The sequence below is a fragment of the Streptomyces sp. NPDC104313 genome (assembly GCF_055583985.1).
In genome coordinates this window covers 336,186-353,944 of the sequence record NZ_JBVJMW010000004.1, presented here as the reverse complement: position 1 = coordinate 353,944, position 17,759 = coordinate 336,186, and the positions used below count along the sequence as shown (strand labels likewise).

Below are 17,759 nucleotides of genomic sequence, written 5' to 3'. Positions count from 1 at the left end.
GGTGGGCGCGCCCGACGTCGGCGCCGACCACACGATCCGTGTCGGCCGCCGCTACAACGGACCGGCGCACAGTGCCAACGGCGGTTACGCCTGTGGACTCATCGCGACGCGGGCCAGCCGGATACTGTCGGTGGACGGCGGCCTCGCCGTCCAACTGCACGCGCCGCCACCGCTGGGACGCGCCCTCCGGCTGATCCGGGCGGGCCGGCGGGTCCATGTCTGGCACGGCGAAGTACTCATCGCCACCGCGGCGCCCCGGGCGTCCGTCCCGGACACGGCCGGCCCGGTACCGCCGGCCGTCGCGGAATGGGCCATGCGCGACTACGCGGGCCTCCGTCACCACCCCTTTCCCACCTGCTTCGTCTGTGGTCACGGCCACCGGGAGGGGCTGCGGCTGGCGCCGGGTCCGGTACCCGACGCCCAAAACCGTGTCGCCTGTCTCTGGACCCCGTCCACCGCCGCCTGCGACGGGACCGGCGCCGTAGGAGAAGAACTGGTGTGGGCGGCGCTGGACTGCCCCGGGGGCTGGGCCCTCGGCCCGATGCGGGACCCGCTGCTGCTCATCCGGATGGCGGCCCGCGTCCGGATCCCTCCCCGCGTCGGCGAGACCGTCGTGGTGGCCGGCCGCGGCGTACCCGGGGACGGCCCGGTCCGGACCTGCACCACCGCACTCTTCCGCCGCGACGGGACAGAACTCGCCCGCGCCACCGCGACCTGGGTACGTCCGGCCCCGGCGGCCACACTTCACGACACGAAAGCGGGAACCAGTTGAGCAGGACGGTCTTCACCACCGGCGTTGCGGGATTCATCGGCAGCGGACGGCCCCGGTTCAGCGCGCGCGGCATTCACGAACTGGTCGCCGAGCAGGCGGAACGGACTCCCAACGCCCCTGCGGTGGCCTGCGGCGGACAGACCCTGACCTATCGTCAGCTCACCACCCGGGCCGGCCACCTCGCCGACCGCCTGCGGTCGGCCGGCCTGGCCGACGAGGATGTCGTCGGCGTACTGATGCGGCGGTCACCGGAGCTGATCGTGACTCTGCTCGCCGTACTCATCGCGGGCGGGGCGTACCTCGGGCTCGAACCGGACGACCCGCCGAGCCGCCACCGGCTGCTGCTCGATGACGCCGGAGCCGGCATGGTGATCGCCGACGAGGCGCTGCGGGAGCGGGTGCCCGGTACGGTCACCGCGATCTCCGGGAGCCAGGAGCCCGAGCGGCCGAGCACCGGTCGCCGACGTCCGGCCCTCCCGGCCGACCCTGACCGACTCGCCTACATCAGCTACACCTCGGGGTCCACCGGTGAGCCCAAGGGGGTCGGCGTGCCTCACCGGGCCGTCGACCGTCTCGTACGGGGCACGGACTGGATGGAGATCCGGCCCGAGGACGTCTTCTTCCACATCGCGCCGGTCGCGTTCGACGCGTCCACACTGGAGATCTGGGCGCCCCTGGTCAACGGCTGCCGCCTGGTCGTCTTCCCTCCGGGCACCATCACCCTGGAGGAGGTGGCGCAGGTCGTCCGCACCGAGCGGGTGACCGTGCTCCTGCTGACCACGGGCCTCCTCCACCAGATGATCGACTTCCATCCGGACGCGTTCGCCGCCGTGCGCCATGTCCTGACGGGGGGTGACGTGGCCTCACCGGCCCATGTCACACGACTGCTGACCGGCCGCCCCCGGCTGGTCTTCACCAACGGCTACGGACCGACCGAGAACACCACGTACACCACCTGCTGGACCAGCGGAGCCTTCCGAGATCTACCGAGTGTGCCGATCGGCCGCCCGATCAGCGGCACCAGGGTCGCCGTGCTCGACAGCGAGCTCAGTCCCGTCCGCACCGGTGAGTGCGGCGAGCTGTACGCGGCCGGCGCCGGCCTGGCGCGCGGCTATCTCCACCGCCCCGCCGCGACCGCCGAACGGTTTCTTCCGGATCCGTCCGGGACCGAGCCGGGGGCCAGGATGTACCGGACCGGCGACCTGGCGCGATGGACCCCGGAAGGCGTGCTGGAGTTCATCGGCCGGGCGGACGGGCAGATCAAGATCGAGGGCCGTCGTGCCGAGCCACGGGCCGTCGAGGCCGCGCTGGAACGGCTGCCCCAGGTGCGGCACGCGGTCGTGCTGCCGCAGGCCGATCCGGCGGGCGGCACCCGGTTGCTGGGGTATGTCGTGCCTGCCGATCCCGGTCGGGGAGACACGGCAGGCCTCGGTGAGCGACTGCGTCAGGAGCTGCGGGCCGCCCTGCCGGCCCATCTGGTCCCCTGGGCGGTCCTCATCCGCCGCGAACTTCCGCTGAACCGCAACGGCAAGATCGACCGCCGGGCGCTCCCCGTCGCCACCCGTGTGCCCCGCAACGTGACCAACGCGTTCGCCGCCCCCCTCACCGAGACGCAGTCGCGGCTGACCGAGCTGTGGGGTGATCTCCTCGGGGTCGAGCCGATCGGGACCGAGGACGACTTCTTCGAACTCGGCGGGCACTCGCTCCTCGCCACCGAACTACTGGTCGCCACCGCCGACGAGTTCGGCGTGGAGGTCCCCGCGCAGACCCTGTACCTCTCACCGACCGTGGCGGAGTTCGCCGCGGCCCTCACCGCCCGGATGGAGACACCGGACGCGAGCGGCCCGGTGGAGCCGACAACCGCCGAGCACGGGGAGACCCGATCCTGATGACCGCTCTCCCACCGGCCACGGGATGTCCGGTCTCCGCGTCATGGGCGACCGGTCCGACCGGTCCCGGCCTCCCACAACTGGACGGGGCACCCGAAGCGGGGCGGCGGTCACGCCGCCGGGCTCCGGTGAGCCGACAGTCGGTGGGCTCCACCGGCTACTGGTCGGTCCTCGGGTACGCCGAGGCCGTCCGGGTGCTCCGCGACCACGAGGCGTTCACCTCCGAACGGGGCACTCTGCTCAATCTCCTGGGCAGGGACGACCCGGCGGGCGGCCACCAGATGGCGGTGACCGACCCCCCGAAACACACCCGCCTGCGCGGTCCTCTGCAACAGGCGCTGTCGATCAGGACAGTGAACAGTGAACGGGACGCCATCCGCCGCGTCGTCTCCGAGGCGCTCCGGCCACTGGCCGACGGCGGCCCCTTCGATTTCGCGGCCGCCATGGCCGGCCTGCCGATGGCGGTGATCGGCACCTTGATGGCGCTGCCGGAACAGGACCGGCCGCGACTGGTCCGGCTCACCCACGCGTGTGTCGCCGCAGACGATCCCGAGTACCAGATCGGCGACGGTCCGCAGGCCACCCTGGTGACCGCCCATCGCGAGCTCTTCGCCTACTTCCAGGACCTCGTCACCCGGCGGCGGCGCTCGCCGGGCGGCGATCTGATCAGCCTGCTGCTGAGCATGGAGTTGGACGGGCGGCGGCTCTCGCCCGGCGAGATCGTCTCCAACTGTTACAGCCTGCTGCTCGGCGCGACCGTCACCACGGCCCAGCCACCGAGCGCCGCGATGATGGTGGAACTGGCCGGAACCCCGGTGCTCGACGACTGGGCGGCCCACCCCGAACTGCTCGGCAGCGGTGTGGAGGAGTCACTGCGATGGTCCTCACCCACCCAGCACTTCATGCGTCATGCCACCCGCGACATCGAGCTCCGGGACGTGGTGATCCCTGCGGGAGACGCGGTCGTCGTGTGGCTGGGGTCAGCGAACCGTGACGAGACCGTCTTCACCGACCCGGACACCTTCGACATCCGGCGCAGTCCCAACAGGCACATCGCGTTCGGCGTCGGCGCGCACTACTGCGTCGGGCACAGCGTCGCGCGGGTGACCCTGCGGATTCTCTTCGCCGAACTGCTCGGGCGGTACACCGACTTCGCACTCGCGGGGGTGCCGCGACGATTGCGTTCCAACATCATCGCCGGCTTCACCCACCTGCCGATCACCGCGCGCGTCCGGTAGGTGCCACAGACGACACCACAGGCCCATCTCTCTCCCCCCGTGAAAGGTCATGAGTGAACGCTCCAGCGGTCCCCTCCCGTAACAAATGGTTCCTGCGCGAGCCGTCGCCGACGGCGTCCGCCCGGTTGTTCTGCCTTCCCTACTCGGGGTGCGGGGCGACCATGTACCGTCGCTGGCCGTCGTCGATCGACGGCGTCGAGATCTGCCCGGTCCAGCCGCCCGGCCGGGAGAACCGGATGCGTGAGCCCGCGTACACGACGTACGAGTCGCTCGCGGACGGCCTCAGCGAGGCTCTGCTGCCCTATCTGGACCGGCCCTACGGCCTGTTCGGGCACTGTGGCTCCGCGCTGGCCGCGTACGAGACCGCCGTCCGGCTCGTCACACAGGGCCGTCCCGCACCGACCCGGCTGTTCGTCTCGGCCGAGGTGGCGCCCCAGGACGGGCCCTACGGCCGCTTTCTCGAACTCTCCGACGACGAACTGGCCGCCGAGCTGCGCCGACTGGTCACGGAGCTGGGCGGCACCCTGGACCCGCGCCTGGCCGCCCTGTACCTGGGCGTACTGCGCAACGATGTCGACATGAACAAGCGCTATCACAGGGCGGAACCGTTCCGGCTTCCCTGCCGGATCACCGCCATCGGCTGGTCCGCGGACGATGGGGTTCCGTCGCCGCTCATGACCGGCTGGCCGGCCTGCGGAGAGGTGTCCTTCGAACTGCTGGAGGGAGGCCACTACCGCTTCCTGGAGGCCCCGGCGGAGCTGCTGTCCGTCCTGGGGTCCGCTTTCCGGCCGCTCCCGCATCCCTGACCGCACTCAGCCGACGGCCGAGGAACCCGGCCCGGCGGGTCCATCGCCCGTTCCTACCCCCGAAACGACTCCAGCAGCCACTGTGAAGGACACACTGGTGACCCAAATCGGAGCTCTACTGGCAGGGGGTCGCCGCACGATTGGTCGTCGGCTATTCAGGCAGAACCAGCTCGGCCCAGACCCCCTTACCCTGCTCGGTCCCCTCGGACCCATGATCGTAGGAGATGCTCGCGACCAGGAGCATGCCGCGGCCGGATTCAGCATCCAGCCCAGCCGTGGACAGCTCCGGGAGGACAGTCGAGCCGTCGTGGACCTCGACACGGACCCGCCATGGACGGGGAACGACGTCCATGTCGATGGTGAGCATCGCCCCGGCTCCATGCCGCACTGCGTTGGCCACCAGCTCAGAAGTGACCAGCTCAAGCCGGAATCCGGTGTCATTGTCCAGACGGATAAACCAGTTGCCGACCAAGGCTCGCACAATGCGGCGGGCATGCGGGACAGAAACCTCGGTTCGGTTCAGCGAGAAGGAGGCAAGTCTGCATTTTTCCACGGAAAGAAGCCCTTCAAAACTGAAATGAGGTGGCGACTGCGACTCGCGTTGAGAAAGAATCACCATGACTGAAATGCCGTTTTCACGAGCGAAAGTAGCCCCGAAGGGGCCTGTACTTAGTCCGGTTTCAAGTAAAATGCAATGCACTAGAGGTATTCCGCTACCTGTCGACCAACCGCCCGATGGCCACCGCTATCTCCGTCTGAGCCATCGCGGCCAACCAGCGAGATGGAAGGGGTAACTGAACTTGCCATAGGCGACGGATTGCCTGATACTCTCCTGAGCCGAGAGATCCAGGGAGACGGTTCCATATATCGATCGCGGAACCAGCCTCGAGCTCACATGACCAACCGAATCCTCACCAGCCTCGCTTCTGCGGGGGTGTTCCACTGCCCAGGCGAGCCCGGAATCAAAGGGGCGCCTCTTCCCCGCCTCTGCGGGGGTTGTCCAGTCGCAGCACTGAGGCCGTCAGCGTGTTTCTCGCGGAACGCGGGGGCGGCCTCTGGCAGCTTCGCCTGGGCATGACTCCATGTTGGAACGGTCTCGTAATGCGATGGTTCGGAGCCCGCGACGAGGTACCCGTCCGCGTTCGCGGGGGTGCGGATTGCTGTGGCGACAGCTGACCAGGGTAGGGGCGAGAGCCGTTGACGACAGCAGATTCCTGGGTCCCGACGCAGTAGTGGAGTGCGGCTCCCCAGGATGAAGCCCGAAGCCTTGCGACGGGATGACAGCGAAGGAGGGAGGCTTACAAGGACTGGGCTTCATAGATTCCTTCCGGGTGCACGGTGAAGAAATGACCTCCAGGCAACCTCATGACCATGGTCCGCATCCGAGCCCATTTGACGATGCCACCGAGTCAGTTGTAGAGCACTTCATGGAATCACACGCGATCACCTTGGCCGGTTTTCCACCTTGGCTAAATGGATTCGCCAGCGAATCCAGCGCGAGCAGACGGGCGGACGGGCCACCCTAGTCTGCCTTGATGACTACGAATACCAGATACCTCACGCCACGTGACCTGCGTCTACTTCGCTCGCGCCACACCCTCACCCGGTTCTCCCTCACTCCACACCCCTGTGCTATCGGGTTTTCCGGACCACCGAAAGTACACGGCGGACCGGAAAACCCGAGCGCATGCTATCGGGCTCGCCTGGGCAGCTTGAGGCCGGCCGGCCCCCATCTTGATTCTTCATTTTTTGTCCATAAAAGGGCCATCGAAGTGGTGTTCCACACTCAGCACGCCTGAACACCCGAAGTGCACGCCGACCTCTCCGCGCCTCCGCAGCCCTGGCAGCCAGCGGCGGGCAGCGCCCGCAAACTGCGAGGAGGTCCACCGCTCCACACGACCACGGGTGGGGCTCTGAGCATCCTTCGTCCGCGCACCCTGACGCATGGCAACAAATGGACTTCCTCGGCCGCCCGCATCCCCACGGCCCGGAGCCCGGGCGCGCCACCCAAGCACCCCGGGATCCCAAATTGACCGCGGCCATGACAACGTACGACACCGCCGCGATCAAGGAGCTGGTTGCTGATCTGCTGCCGGAAGACCTCACCCGGGCGACTCAGCGGCTCCCCCGTGGCTGACCGTGCCCCATCGAGCACAACAACGCCCCAAAGTCGGCTACGTTGACGAACGGGTTCAGGGAGCCTCACCTCACCCCTAGGGTCAGGGGATAACCGTCCGTACCGCTAGTATTACCGCTTCATGTCAGCATTCGGTGGGGCGCCGCCGGGTCCGGAGGGCGGAGTGCATGCAGATTTCCCAGATCCTGGACAAGGTCAATTCGGGCGATATCGCACTTCCGGAGTTTCAGCGTGGCTACGTCTGGACCCGTGCCCAGGTCCGTGGATTCTTCCAGTCCCTCTACCGCGGTTATCCCATCGGGGGATTCCTCACCTGGAGCACCAAGGCAGCAAATGCCGATGCCCGGGGTAACTCACCGGAAAAGGATGGCACGATCCATCTGCTGCTCGATGGTCAGCAGCGCGTCACCACTCTGTTCGGTGTCACCCGCGGCGAACCGCCCCAGTTCTTCGAGGGAAATCCGGCCACATTCGGCGGCCTCCACTTCAACCTCGATACCGAAGCCTTTGAATTCTACGCACCGGCGAAGATGAAGGACAACCCCACCTGGGTCAGCGTGACCGCTCTTTTCCAACAAGGGCTCGGTGCACATCTGATGGGAGTCACCGCGCTGGCCGAGGGCGATACTGTGCGGCAGGCGACCTATTTCGAGCGATTGAACCGCGTCACCCAGATCAAAGATCGTACGATCTACGTCGAGGATGTCACTGGTCCGGACATGACCATCGATGTCGTGGTGGAAATATTCAACCGGGTGAATTCCGGAGGAACCAAGCTCTCGAAGGGGGACCTGGCGCTCGCCGCCGTCTGTGCCTCCTGGCCCAGCGCCCGGGCGACCATGAAAGACGCACTGATCGATTGGTCCGATGCCGGATTCAACTTCAAACTGGACTGGCTGCTTCGGAACACTAACGCCGTAGTGACCGGCGGGGCAGAGTTCTCCAGGCTCGGCGATGTCGGCACGGCAGATTTCAAGGACGGTCTTCAAGAAACCATCGCCGCCATCTCCTACTTGCTGAACTCCCTCGGGGGACGACTCGGTCTCGATCACGACCGGGTGGTAAACGGCCGCGGAGCATTTCCCGCGATGAGCCGACTGCTGCACCATCATGGTGGCACCTTCCCTGACGCCATGACCCGGGACCGGCTGTTCTACTGGTACGTTCACAGCTTTCTCTGGGGGCGCTACACGGGTGCCACGGAGACCGCTCTGAATCAGGACCTCCAAGCCCTCGACGAGGGTGGGGTGGATGCGCTGATCGCCGTTCTCCAGCGCAGCCGAGGGCATCTCGAAATCCGCCCCGACGACTTCATCGCCTCCAGCATCGGTTCCCGATTTTACCCGCTGCTCTACCTACTTACCCGGGTCCATGGTGCCCAGGACCTGCTCAGTGGAGTTCCACTCAAGAACACCCTGCTCGGACGCAACAGCTCACTCCAGGTCCACCACATCTTCCCCAAGGCCCGGCTGAGAGAATACGGTTACAGCGGGGAGGAAGTCAACGCTGTGGCCAATCTGTGCTTTCTCACGCAGAATTCCAACCTTAAGATCGGCGCCAAACCGCCGGCTGTCTATCTGGATGAGATCGCGGAGCGGATGCCGGAAGCCCTCTCGTCGCAGTGGATTCCCACGGACCGGCTGCTGTGGCGCCCGGAGAATTACGGGTACTTCCTGGAAGAGCGTCGTCGACTGCTGGCGAACGCCGCCAACACCTTTCTCCGAGTCCTCCACAATGGCCCGTCCCCGGTCGCCCTCACCGAGACCTTGGGCCTTCTGCCTCGGTCCGCAGTAAGCGCCTCGGACCAGGAAGAAGCCCCGGAAGAAGTACCGGGACTGGCCGAACTAGTCGCCTTCCTCACCGCCGCCGACATGGCACAGCCGGAGTACGAGGCCGAAGTCTGCGACCCTCGCACCGGCGAGGCGATCACCATCGCGGCGGCATTCTGGCCACAGGGGCTCCGGGAAGAGACCGGCACACCGGTCCTGCTCGCCCCGGAGACCAGCCCGACCGAACTCGCTGCACTGGAGTCCTGTGACTACCGCGTCTTCCACAGCAGCCAGTCACTACGCCACTATGTAAGCCGCTTGCGAACTGAGCAAAGGTCGGACTGACTTTTCCGTCGTCAGCATCCCTCAAGCATCCGGGTATGGCCGAGGCTCATCAGTGACGGCTACTGCCACATCAGGCAACGTTCGCCTCCTCTGGGGTCGACTGATAGTCGGCCAGAGGGCTACATCCGCGTAGGATACTTGGGTGTTCAATCGGCTTGAGGTCAGTGTGTTGCCACCGGGCTCTCGATGGGCTGCCCAATTATCTCTTCGGATCGATGGCGAGGAAGTGGTGGCAGCGGCGAGCGGAGAGGGAGGCCGCAGTCCGTTCGCAGAGGAGGCATTGCCGGCTGATGGCCCGGGCCCTCTCTGGGCGACCGACGAGGGGCGACGTGTAGTGCTGGGCGAGCCCGAGTGCACAGGTGGATGCTGTGGCTACCTGTCCGTGTTCGTGCAGCGTCACGGCGGGGTCGTGGAGTGGTCCGGCTGGCAGGTACCGGCTGATGAGGTGCTCCCTCCGGCCTTTCACTTCGACGCCGAGCAGTACGACGCCGAACTGACCCGCGCGCCGACTACGTCTACCTCGTGATTGTCTGCCGCGTGAGTGGTTCCCTGCGCGGCGGTCCAGGCCAGAATGATCACGTGGCTGGACGTGTACAGGTTCGTGAGATCGATGACAACGAGGGCCAGCGGCTGCTGCGGATCACCCGCCGGGGCACCGGGCCGGTGGTGACCTGGCAGCGGGCCCAGACGGTGCTGCTGTCCGCGCAGGGCATGCCGGTGGCGAGGATCGCCGAGGTGTCGTTCACCAGCGACGACCGCGTTCGGGACGTGATCCACAACTTCAACACGAACGGCTTCGACTCGCTGTATCCGAAGTACAAGGGTGGTCGGCCGGAGACGTTCACGCTGCCTGAACGACGCGAGATCAAGAAGATCGCCAAGTCCAAGCCCACCGAGCACGACCTGCCCTTCTCCACCTGGAGTCTGACCAAGCTGGTGGATGTCCTGGTCGCCGAGGGGTGGTCGACGACATCAGCCACGAGGGCCTGCGCATCCTGCTCCGCGAGGAAGGCGTCTCCTTTCAACGCATAAAGACCTGGAAGACCTCCCGTGATCCGGACTACGCGGCCAAGAAGGCCCGCGTCGAACACCTCTATGCGATCGCCGACGGCGAGGTCATACCCGAGGACGACGAACCCGAAGTCATCTTCTGCATGGACGAGTTCGGACCCCTCAACCTAAGGGCTTGCAGTGAATCAAGGTGTTGCTTCCCGTTCCGGGGATCGTTGATGTGGTATGCACATCCCGGACGAGACACGTGATCAACTCGCTGTGAAGCTTGCGGTATTGCTGCCGCACTTGGACGAGCGGCAGCGGCGGCTGTTGATGGCTGCGGAGGCGCGTGCTCTGGGGCATGGCGGCGTTCGGGCCGTCGCGCGGGCTGCCGCGGTCAGTGAGACCACGGTCCGCAAAGGTGTGTTCGAGCTGGAGGCAGGCGAGGAACCTCTGGGTCGGGTGCGGCGGCCTGGCGGGGGCCGTAGGCGGGTCGCGGATCTGGATCCGGGGCTGCGGCCGGCGCTGCTGGCGCTGGTCGAGCCCGACGAACGGGGCGATCCGATGTCGCCGCTGCGATGGACGGTGAAGTCGACCCGCATGTTGGCACGGGAGCTGCTCCGGGCCGGTCACAAACTCAGTGCAGACACCGTTGCCGACCTGCTGCGGGAGGAAGGCTTCAGCCTGCAGGGCAACGCCAAGACCATTGAGGGAAGCCAACATCCGGACCGGGATGCCCAGTTCCGTTATCTCAACGAGCAGGCCCGCGATCACCGGGACGTCGGCCAGCCGGTGATCAGCGTGGACACCAAGAAGAAGGAGCTCGTCGGCTCGATCCGCCGCTGGTGGTCCGGTCGGGGCCGGGCCGACTACCCGCAGGCGACACGACTGCTCATCACCGCCGACGCGGGCGGCTCGAACGGCTACCGCACCCGGCCTGGAAGCTCGAACTCGCCCGGCTGGCTGCCGAAACAGCACTGACGATCACCGTTTGTCACCTGCCGCCGGGCTCATCGAAGTGGAACAAGATTGAGCACCGGCTCTTCTCGCATATCACCATGAACTGGCGCGGCCGCCCACTGACCAGCCACGAAGTCATCGTCCAGTCCATCGCCGCGACCACCACCCGCACCGGGCTGCGTGTCATGGCCGAGCTGGACACCAACATCTACCCCACCGGAGTCCACATCGGCGACGCGGACATGGCCGCCCTGCCACTGACCCGGCACGTCTTCCACGGCGACTGGAATTACGCCCTGCACCCACAGCCCGCCCCGACCATCCCGGCGGCCAGGGCCTCGCAGACGACGACCCAGCAATGGGACCAAGCTCTGCTGTCCGACCCCACGCTCACCGGAATGTCTCCACAGCAACTGGCCAACCTCGCAGAGGCTTTGGCCCCAGACGGCGATACCCAGCGCGGCCGCCCGCCCCGGCTCGCGTTCCCCAACCAGGTCCTGGCCACCGTGCTCCACCTGCGGGTCGCCCTGGCCGCTGAACCTCTCGCAGTGCTGTTCGACAGCAGTCGGACCGCCATGCACCGCACCCTGCTAAAGATCAGGAGGCTGCTCAAGGCGCACGGCATCGTCATCGCGCCGGCTGTCACCCCGCCCGCCGCCCTCACAGCCCTCCAGGCCCGGGTTCGAGCCCAGAGCGACCACCCCAACAGCATGATCAAGACGACGTGTTAATGATCTGCAAGCCCTTAGTACTCCAGTCGTGCTTCTTCATTTGTCCTGGTCACAGGGTGTTTCTGGAGCCTAGCGGGCTAACGCTCCATCAGGTGGGCGGAGGTTCGCGACTCACCCGATCGGGGTGCGTTGAACCAGTCATGGAGATGGAGAGTGATGTCGAAGTAGGGCTGTGGGAAGCCAAGTTGCAGGCGTTGCTGCTGCGAGTGGGCGAGCGGTTCGGCAGGGTCGAGCCGCGGCGTCGGATGCAGGACTACGTGCGTGGTCTGCTGGGCCCCGTCGGCCGCAAGAACAGCTGGCAAAAAGCCGAGTACGCGGCCCACAACACCCCGTACGGGTTGCAGCGGCTGCTGTCATGGTGCCAGTGGGATCCGGTGGACGCCGAGGTCGAGGCAAGCTTCTTGATCTGCGGCTTCGGATCCGAGATGCGATACATCCGCACCGCATGCTCACGCAACTCCAGCGAGTACTTCCTGGGGGCAGCCATGATCGATGTTCCTCTCATGAGAACCATCTGCCCCTCTGTCATCATCTTCCGCATCTCGGGGGAACCTCAACCCTCTGACACCGATCACACCTGGCGCTGTTCTGTGACACCGCGTTGGCAGCGCAACCCGAACGGACCCCTTCTGCCCTACGACACCGTCACCAACACCGCCCAGGAGAAACTCTTCTCGATCAACCTCGTCCTCGCAGCACTACTCGCAGCGCCAAACGCTCAGGGCAGAGTCCTCATCCTCGATGAGCTTGGGGATTCGCTGGGCCAGGAGCACCGGCGTGAGGTCCTCACCGCGATTAGCAGCGTCGCTACGGAACACGGCATCACCGTACTGGGAACCTGCCAAGACACGATCATGAGGGATGTGGCGCCGGTGTGCGGAGAGATCCTCTACTTCCACTATCCCTCGAAATCCGAGTACCTCAACCTCCCTACTCGAATGTTCGGATTCGACGATGACACCCAGCGGGTCGAGCTCACTGCCGCAGATCTCCTGCGGAGGAACAGGTGATCCACCATCACGCTTACCGGTCCCTGTGTCACACCACCCGGCGACCGCGGTATGGCTTTAACGGCGGTTGCTACCCCCGAAACGACTCCAGCAGCCGCAGCCACACCTCGCTGATCGTCGGATAGGCCGGGACCGCGTGCCACAGGCGGGCGATGGGTACCTCCCCCGCGACCGCGATCGTCGCCGAGTGCAGGAGTTCGCCGATGCCCGGGCCGACGAAGGTGGCGCCGAGCAGGATCTCCCGGTCGAGGTCCACGATCATCCGGGCGCGGCCCCGGTAGCCGTCGGCGTAGAGGCCGGAGCCGGCGACCGAGGCGAGGTCGTGGTCGACGGCGCGAACGCGGTGGCCCGCGCGTTCGGCCTCGGCGAGGGTGAGGCCGACGGACGCGGCCTCCGGGTCGGTGAAGACGACCTGGGGGACGGCCGCGTGGTCGGCGGTGGCCGCGTGGGCGCCCCAGGGGGCACTGTCCAAAGGGCCGTTCCCGGTGCGGGCGGCGATCGCCGCGCCTGCGATGCGGGCCTGGTATTTGCCCTGGTGAGTCAGCAGGGCGCGGTGGTTGACATCTCCGACCGCATACAGCCAGTCCGTTCCCTCGACGCGGCAGCTGTCGTCCACAGTGAGCCAGGAGCCGGGTTCGAGGCCGATCGTCTCCAGGCCCAGGTCGTCCGTGCGCGGAGCCCTGCCGGTGGCGAAGAGGATCTCGTCGGCCTCGATACGGTCGCCGTCGTCCAGGTCGACGGTGACCGGTCCGTCCGGTGCGCGGCGCCGGACGGCGGTGACCGAGACGCCCGTACGGATCCGGGCCCCGGCCTCCGTCAGGGCGTCGGCGATCAGCTCGCCCGCGAAGGGCTCCATCTTCGGGAGCAGACCACTGCCCCGGATCAGCAGGGTCACCTCGGAGCCCAGCGCCTGCCAGACGGTCGCCATCTCCACGCCCACGACTCCCCCGCCGACGATCACGAGCCGACCGGGAGCCTCCTTGGCGCTGGTGGCTTCGCGGCTGGTCCAGGGGCGGGCCTCCTCGACGCCGGGGAGGGAGGGGACCACGGCCCGGGAGCCGGTGCAGACGGCGACGGCGTGCCGGGCCGTGAGCCGGCGCTCCGTACCGTCGGGGGCGGTGACGGTGACCGCGCGGGGACCGGTGAGGCGGCCCGTACCCCGGTAGACGTCCGCTCCGACGCTCTCCAGCCAGGCGACCTGGCCGTCGTCCTTCCATTGGCTCGTCTCCTCGTCCCGGTGGGCGAGTACGGCCTCCACGTCCAGGGGGCCCTGCACCGCCGCGCTCAGTCCCGGCACCCGGCGGGCGTCGGCGCGGGCGACGACGGGGCGCAGGAGCGCCTTGCTCGGCATGCACGCCCAGTAGGAGCACTCACCGCCGACCAGCTCGGACTCCACCACCGCTGCGGAGAGCCCGGCGGCGCGGGCCCGGTCCGCCACGTTCTCCCCCACCGGACCTGCGCCGATGACCACTACGTCGTACGGCGAGGGCTCGGGATTCTTCCCTGCATCAGTCATGGGAACAGTGTCCTCGCGGGTGTGTGCCCCGGCCACATGGGCAGGCGGAATAGCGCAAGTGCAGTCACCGTTGTGCCGGAGTGGACCCGTCAGGACTCCACCGGCAGAGGAAGAGGTATCACCCGTATGAGCACCGTCGAGCTCACCAAGGAAAACTTCGATCAGGTCGTCAGCGACAACGATTTCGTTCTGATCGACTTCTGGGCTTCCTGGTGCGGCCCCTGCCGGCAGTTCGCGCCGGTCTACGACTCGGCCTCCGAGCGCCACCCCGATCTCGTCTTCGCCAAGGTCGACACCGAGGCGCAGCAGGAGCTGGCGGCGGCCTTCGAGATCCGTTCCATTCCGACGCTGATGATCGTCCGCGACAACGTCGCGGTCTTCTCGCAGCCCGGCGCGCTGCCCGAGGCGGCTCTGGAGGACGTCATCGGGCAGGCCCGGAATCTGGACATGGACGAGGTCCGCAAGTCCGTCGAGGAGCAGAAGCGGGCGGCCGAGGCGGGCCAGGGGCAGCCGGAGACCCCGTAGTCCCGTCGGCCCGACGCACGGTATGGCCCAGGGCCCTGACCGGCACCGTGGAAACGGTGTACGCGGTCGGGGCCCTCGATCGTGCCCGGAGCACGTGGAGCCAGGGTTTTCCGGGCCCCGGCCTTCCCGCTCTCAGGACGCGGGGCGCTCTCCCTCGGCCCCGGCGACGCGGACCGACATGCCGTAGTCCAGTTCCTCGCCGTCGATGAGCACGGCCTCCACCGTCCGGGTCTCCGGGTCGACGTCCGCCTCCATGCCCTCGCCCGCGTACCGGGGGTAGCCCGAGGCCCCCCTCTCGCCGGTGGCGGCGACGACCGCGGACCGGATCGGCCGGCCGGGGGCTCCGGTCCGCGTCCTGCTGTGGTCGGGGATCAGGAGGAGCTCGTAACTCTGCGGGTGGCTCATGCCTCCGACGCTAGACATCCGCCGCGCGTCGCGCATGTCGTCGCACCGGAGGCGGTCAGCTGGATTCCCGGTGCACGGCGCTGGTGCGGAGCAGGTCCTGATGGACCGGTGGCCCGCCCGGGTGCTGGAGCATGCGGTCGATCGTCTCGGCCAACGGCTGCGGCATGGCGAGCTCCATCCGGACGGTGCTCAGCCGGGGACGCAGCAGCCTTCCGATGAGGGAGTCGTCGGCGCCGATCACCGCCGTGTCGGCGGGCACGTTCACGCCCGCGTCCTGGAGGGCCCGCATCAGCAGCATGGCGTACTCGTCGTCGTACGCGAACACCGCGTCCAGTCCCAGTTCCGGCCAGCGGGCGGCCAACTGGTGCGCGGACTCCTCCTCGTACCGCAGCGGGAGCGGGCACACGCGGGCCCCCGCCGGTTCGGCGACGCGACGTGCCCCGATGAGGCGGGGTTCGGAGAAGGGCGCCCGGCCCGGTTCCTGGGGCATGACCACGCCGATATGGCGACGGCCGCGGGCGAGCAGGTGTTCCACCGCGCTGGCGCCGACCTGGCGTTGGTCCATGACCAGGCCGTGCGCTCCGGCCACCGGGCCGGGGCCCAGGGTGATCACCGCCTTGGCGCCGGAGCGGGTCAGGATGCCTGTGCCGTGCGGGGTGAGGGCGATCCCCGGTGGTACGACGACAGCGACGGGCCGCAGTTCGGCCCACGCCGTGGCCGCCTCGTCGGCGGTGAGACCGACGCTGCCGTACTGGACGACGGTGTAGTCCAGGCGGCGCAGCCCGGACTGGAGTTCCTCGAAGAAGTACTGGTGCAGTGGTCCCGCCGGTATGTGGCCGGAGGGCAGCAGGACCATGCGGCTGTGTCCGGCGCGCAGGCTGCGGGCAGCCGCGTGCGGAACGTAACCGAGCTGGAGTGAGGCCTCCCTGACCCGGCGTCGGGTGGGTTCGCTGATCCGGACGGTGGCGTTGTTGTTCAGTACGTACGACACGGTGGCCCGGGACACTCCGGCGAGGCGCGCGACATCGGCGCTGGTCGGAACGGAGACTTCGGCGGGCTGCTTGGGTAACTGGCTCATGGCGTCGGGCAGTCTTCCAGACCCGTGGGATCGGGTTTCGGCCCGGGGCCCGCAGGTCCGGTCACGGTGGCCGGAACGGCGCCCCGCGGCCCCGGCCCGACGCCCCGCTCCCAGGATCGGGCGGTGAAGGTTCTACGGTGTTGCGATGACGTTCCACGACAGCGCGTACCGTTCCGACAACCCCTTTGACGTGCCCGGCAGCAGTGGGCCGACCGCCACGACGCAGGCCGATCCCGACGACGTGGATTCCGTGCGTACCTCCTACGCCCCTGATCGAGACGGCGATCCCGACCCCGGTGAGATCGTCTGGACCTGGGTGCCTTTCGAGGAGAACGACGGGCGTGGGAAGGACCGGCCGGTGCTCGTCGTGGCCCGCGAGGAGGCCGGCACGCTGCTCGCCGTCCAGCTGTCCAGCAAGCAGCACGACCGGGAGAACGATTGGGTGGCGCTGGGCGCCGGCCCCTGGGACAGCTCGGGGCGGCCGTCCTGGGCAGGACTCGACCGGGTGCTGCGGGTCCACGAGGACGGCATGCGCCGGGAGGCGTGCGCCCTGGACCGGGAGCGGTTCGACCGGGTCGCCGGGCGGCTGCGCGAGCGGTACGGCTGGAGCTGAGCGGCGAGGCTGCGGGCAGTGGTACGGCCCGCCGGGCACCGTCCGGACGCCGGTCCCCGGGTCACGTGAAGGTCCGGGCGAAGGCGGCCCGGACGGCGGAGTCGGGGTCACGGTCCAGGATCCCGAAGACGATCCGCTCGAAGTGGCCGCCGAACCGGCCGCCCTCACCGAGCAGCACCCGGAACGCCTCCGCCACCTGACCCGGGTCGTTGCGGAAGACCCCGCACCCCCAGGCCCCCAGGACCAGTCCGCGGTAGCCCCGTACGGCCGCGACCTCCAGCACGCGTTCGGCGCGGGAGGCCAGTGCCGCCGGGACGCGGTGGGCCTCCTCGGGGGTCTGCCGCTGGATCACCCCGGCGTTGGGCGCGGGCGAGGTGAGGAATCCGACGGTGTACGGGGCGTCCAGGAACGCCCCGCGGTCGTCGCGGAAGACCGGCACCCCGGGCGAGTGGATCACCCGATCGGTGTAGAAGGCGCTGCGTTCGGTGCGGTGGTGCGCGTAGTACTCGGGGGCGCGCAGCAGGGTCGCGTGGAGGGCCGAGCCGCGACACAGTGCCTCTTCCTGGGCCTGCGCGCCGTTGAGGTAGCCGCCGCCGGGGTTGCGGGCCGAGGCGTAGCTGAGGACGGCGACCCGGCCGGGGGCCTCGCCGGTCATGCGGCGGGCCGCGGCGAGGCTGCTCTCGCCGGTGACCTCGATGTGCGGGGTGCGGTCGGTGTCCAGGGCGGCGACGGGCACCGGGTCCGGTCCGTAGAGCCTGGTGCCGGACAGTGCGGCGGTCACGGCCCGTGCGATGGACACGTCCTGACCTGCCGCGTTGCGATACCTCCCGGCCTCGACCACCGCTTCCGTCCCGCGCGCGATGCCGCGCAGCCGCGCGCTCACCGGCGCTCCCCCATGTGGTGCATACGGGGCATGCTGATGGGTACCCGGCCTTGGGCGCAACCGGATTTCCTTGGCTCGGGGGCACCCTT

At 68.1% G+C, this 17,759-nt stretch carries 13 protein-coding genes and 3 pseudogenes; 11 read left to right on the top strand and 5 right to left on the bottom strand.

Annotation, left to right across the window (positions count from 1 at the left end):
- Position 1 precedes the first annotated feature (1 nt).
- The 4 genes from ACZ60Q_RS11765 to ACZ60Q_RS11750 all read left to right on the top strand — a co-directional run bounded on the left by ACZ60Q_RS11765 (position 2) and on the right by ACZ60Q_RS11750 (position 4,705).
- Positions 2-772: a hypothetical protein gene (locus ACZ60Q_RS11765; RefSeq protein WP_469631912.1), complete on the top strand. Its 771-nt coding sequence runs from the start codon at positions 2-4 to the stop codon at positions 770-772.
- Positions 769-2,661, top strand: coding sequence for an amino acid adenylation domain-containing protein (locus ACZ60Q_RS11760; protein WP_469631909.1), 1,893 nt, complete (start codon positions 769-771; stop codon positions 2,659-2,661). The genes ACZ60Q_RS11765 and ACZ60Q_RS11760 overlap by 4 nt, the downstream gene beginning before the upstream one ends.
- 128 nt (positions 2,662-2,789) lie before the next feature.
- A complete protein-coding gene (locus ACZ60Q_RS11755) occupies positions 2,790-3,899 on the top strand; it encodes a cytochrome P450 (protein WP_469631904.1) in 1,110 nt (369 codons plus the stop codon).
- A gap of 53 nt (positions 3,900-3,952) precedes the next feature.
- Positions 3,953-4,705, top strand: coding sequence for a thioesterase II family protein (locus ACZ60Q_RS11750; RefSeq protein ID WP_469631900.1), 753 nt, complete (start codon positions 3,953-3,955; stop codon positions 4,703-4,705).
- 151 nt (positions 4,706-4,856) lie between these two features.
- On the opposite strand, the gene ACZ60Q_RS11745 is transcribed toward ACZ60Q_RS11750, so the two are convergent.
- On the bottom strand, positions 4,857-5,324 hold the full coding sequence (locus ACZ60Q_RS11745) for an ATP-binding protein (protein ID WP_469631897.1): 468 nt from the start codon (positions 5,322-5,324) through the stop codon (positions 4,857-4,859).
- A 1,685-nt stretch (positions 5,325-7,009) separates the two neighbouring features.
- Between ACZ60Q_RS11745 and ACZ60Q_RS11740 the strand changes: the two genes are divergently transcribed.
- The 5 genes and pseudogenes from ACZ60Q_RS11740 to ACZ60Q_RS11720 all read left to right on the top strand — a co-directional run.
- Positions 7,010-8,956 (top strand): GmrSD restriction endonuclease domain-containing protein, encoded by a 1,947-nt coding sequence (locus ACZ60Q_RS11740; protein WP_469631894.1) that lies wholly within the window; start codon positions 7,010-7,012, stop codon positions 8,954-8,956.
- Positions 8,957-9,338: 382 nt separating this feature from the next.
- The gene (locus ACZ60Q_RS11735; RefSeq protein ID WP_469631891.1) at positions 9,339-9,482 is read left to right on the top strand and encodes a hypothetical protein; all 144 of its coding nucleotides are present in this window, start codon (positions 9,339-9,341) and stop codon (positions 9,480-9,482) included.
- A 53-nt stretch (positions 9,483-9,535) separates the two neighbouring features.
- A pseudogene (locus tag ACZ60Q_RS11730) lies at positions 9,536-10,140 on the top strand (helix-turn-helix domain-containing protein); the annotation flags it as partial.
- A gap of 52 nt (positions 10,141-10,192) precedes the next feature.
- Positions 10,193-11,640 (top strand): annotated as a pseudogene (locus tag ACZ60Q_RS11725) (ISAzo13 family transposase).
- A 146-nt stretch (positions 11,641-11,786) separates the two neighbouring features.
- A pseudogene (locus tag ACZ60Q_RS11720) lies at positions 11,787-12,011 on the top strand (IS701 family transposase); the annotation flags it as partial.
- Positions 12,012-12,720: 709 nt separating this feature from the next.
- Here ACZ60Q_RS11720 and ACZ60Q_RS11715 read toward each other — a convergent pair.
- Positions 12,721-14,166 (bottom strand): dihydrolipoyl dehydrogenase family protein, encoded by a 1,446-nt coding sequence (locus ACZ60Q_RS11715; RefSeq protein ID WP_469631889.1) that lies wholly within the window; start codon positions 14,164-14,166, stop codon positions 12,721-12,723.
- A 126-nt stretch (positions 14,167-14,292) separates the two neighbouring features.
- On the opposite strand from ACZ60Q_RS11715, the gene trxA reads away from it, so the two are divergent.
- Positions 14,293-14,691 (top strand): thioredoxin, encoded by a 399-nt coding sequence (gene trxA / locus ACZ60Q_RS11710; protein WP_469631887.1) that lies wholly within the window; start codon positions 14,293-14,295, stop codon positions 14,689-14,691.
- Between the two features lie 132 nt (positions 14,692-14,823).
- On the opposite strand, the gene ACZ60Q_RS11705 is transcribed toward trxA, so the two are convergent.
- Both ACZ60Q_RS11705 and ACZ60Q_RS11700 read right to left on the bottom strand, forming a co-directional pair.
- Positions 14,824-15,096, bottom strand: a complete 273-nt coding sequence (locus ACZ60Q_RS11705) for a hypothetical protein (protein ID WP_469631884.1) — start codon at positions 15,094-15,096, stop codon at positions 14,824-14,826.
- Positions 15,097-15,151: 55 nt separating this feature from the next.
- On the bottom strand, positions 15,152-16,174 hold the full coding sequence (locus ACZ60Q_RS11700; protein ID WP_469631881.1) for a LacI family DNA-binding transcriptional regulator: 1,023 nt from the start codon (positions 16,172-16,174) through the stop codon (positions 15,152-15,154).
- 145 nt (positions 16,175-16,319) lie between these two features.
- On the opposite strand from ACZ60Q_RS11700, the gene ACZ60Q_RS11695 reads away from it, so the two are divergent.
- A complete protein-coding gene (locus ACZ60Q_RS11695; protein WP_469631878.1) occupies positions 16,320-16,787 on the top strand; it encodes a type II toxin-antitoxin system PemK/MazF family toxin in 468 nt (155 codons plus the stop codon).
- A 61-nt stretch (positions 16,788-16,848) separates the two neighbouring features.
- Here the strand turns inward: ACZ60Q_RS11695 and ACZ60Q_RS11690 are convergent, their stop codons facing one another.
- Positions 16,849-17,670: a TIGR02452 family protein gene (locus ACZ60Q_RS11690; protein ID WP_469631876.1), complete on the bottom strand. Its 822-nt coding sequence runs from the start codon at positions 17,668-17,670 to the stop codon at positions 16,849-16,851.
- Positions 17,671-17,759 lie beyond the last annotated feature (89 nt).

Coding starts and splice junctions, on each gene's coding strand:
- ACZ60Q_RS11715 (WP_469631889.1), bottom strand. CDS start 14,166: ATGACTGATGCAGGGAAGAATCCCGAGCCCTCGCCGTACGACGTAGTG.
- ACZ60Q_RS11705 (WP_469631884.1), bottom strand. CDS start 15,096: ATGAGCCACCCGCAGAGTTACGAGCTCCTCCTGATCCCCGACCACAGC.
- ACZ60Q_RS11745 (WP_469631897.1), bottom strand. CDS start 5,324: ATGGTGATTCTTTCTCAACGCGAGTCGCAGTCGCCACCTCATTTCAGT.
- ACZ60Q_RS11700 (WP_469631881.1), bottom strand. CDS start 16,174: ATGAGCCAGTTACCCAAGCAGCCCGCCGAAGTCTCCGTTCCGACCAGC.
- ACZ60Q_RS11695 (WP_469631878.1), top strand. CDS start 16,320: ATGACGTTCCACGACAGCGCGTACCGTTCCGACAACCCCTTTGACGTG.
- trxA (WP_469631887.1), top strand. CDS start 14,293: ATGAGCACCGTCGAGCTCACCAAGGAAAACTTCGATCAGGTCGTCAGC.
- ACZ60Q_RS11740 (WP_469631894.1), top strand. CDS start 7,010: ATGCAGATTTCCCAGATCCTGGACAAGGTCAATTCGGGCGATATCGCA.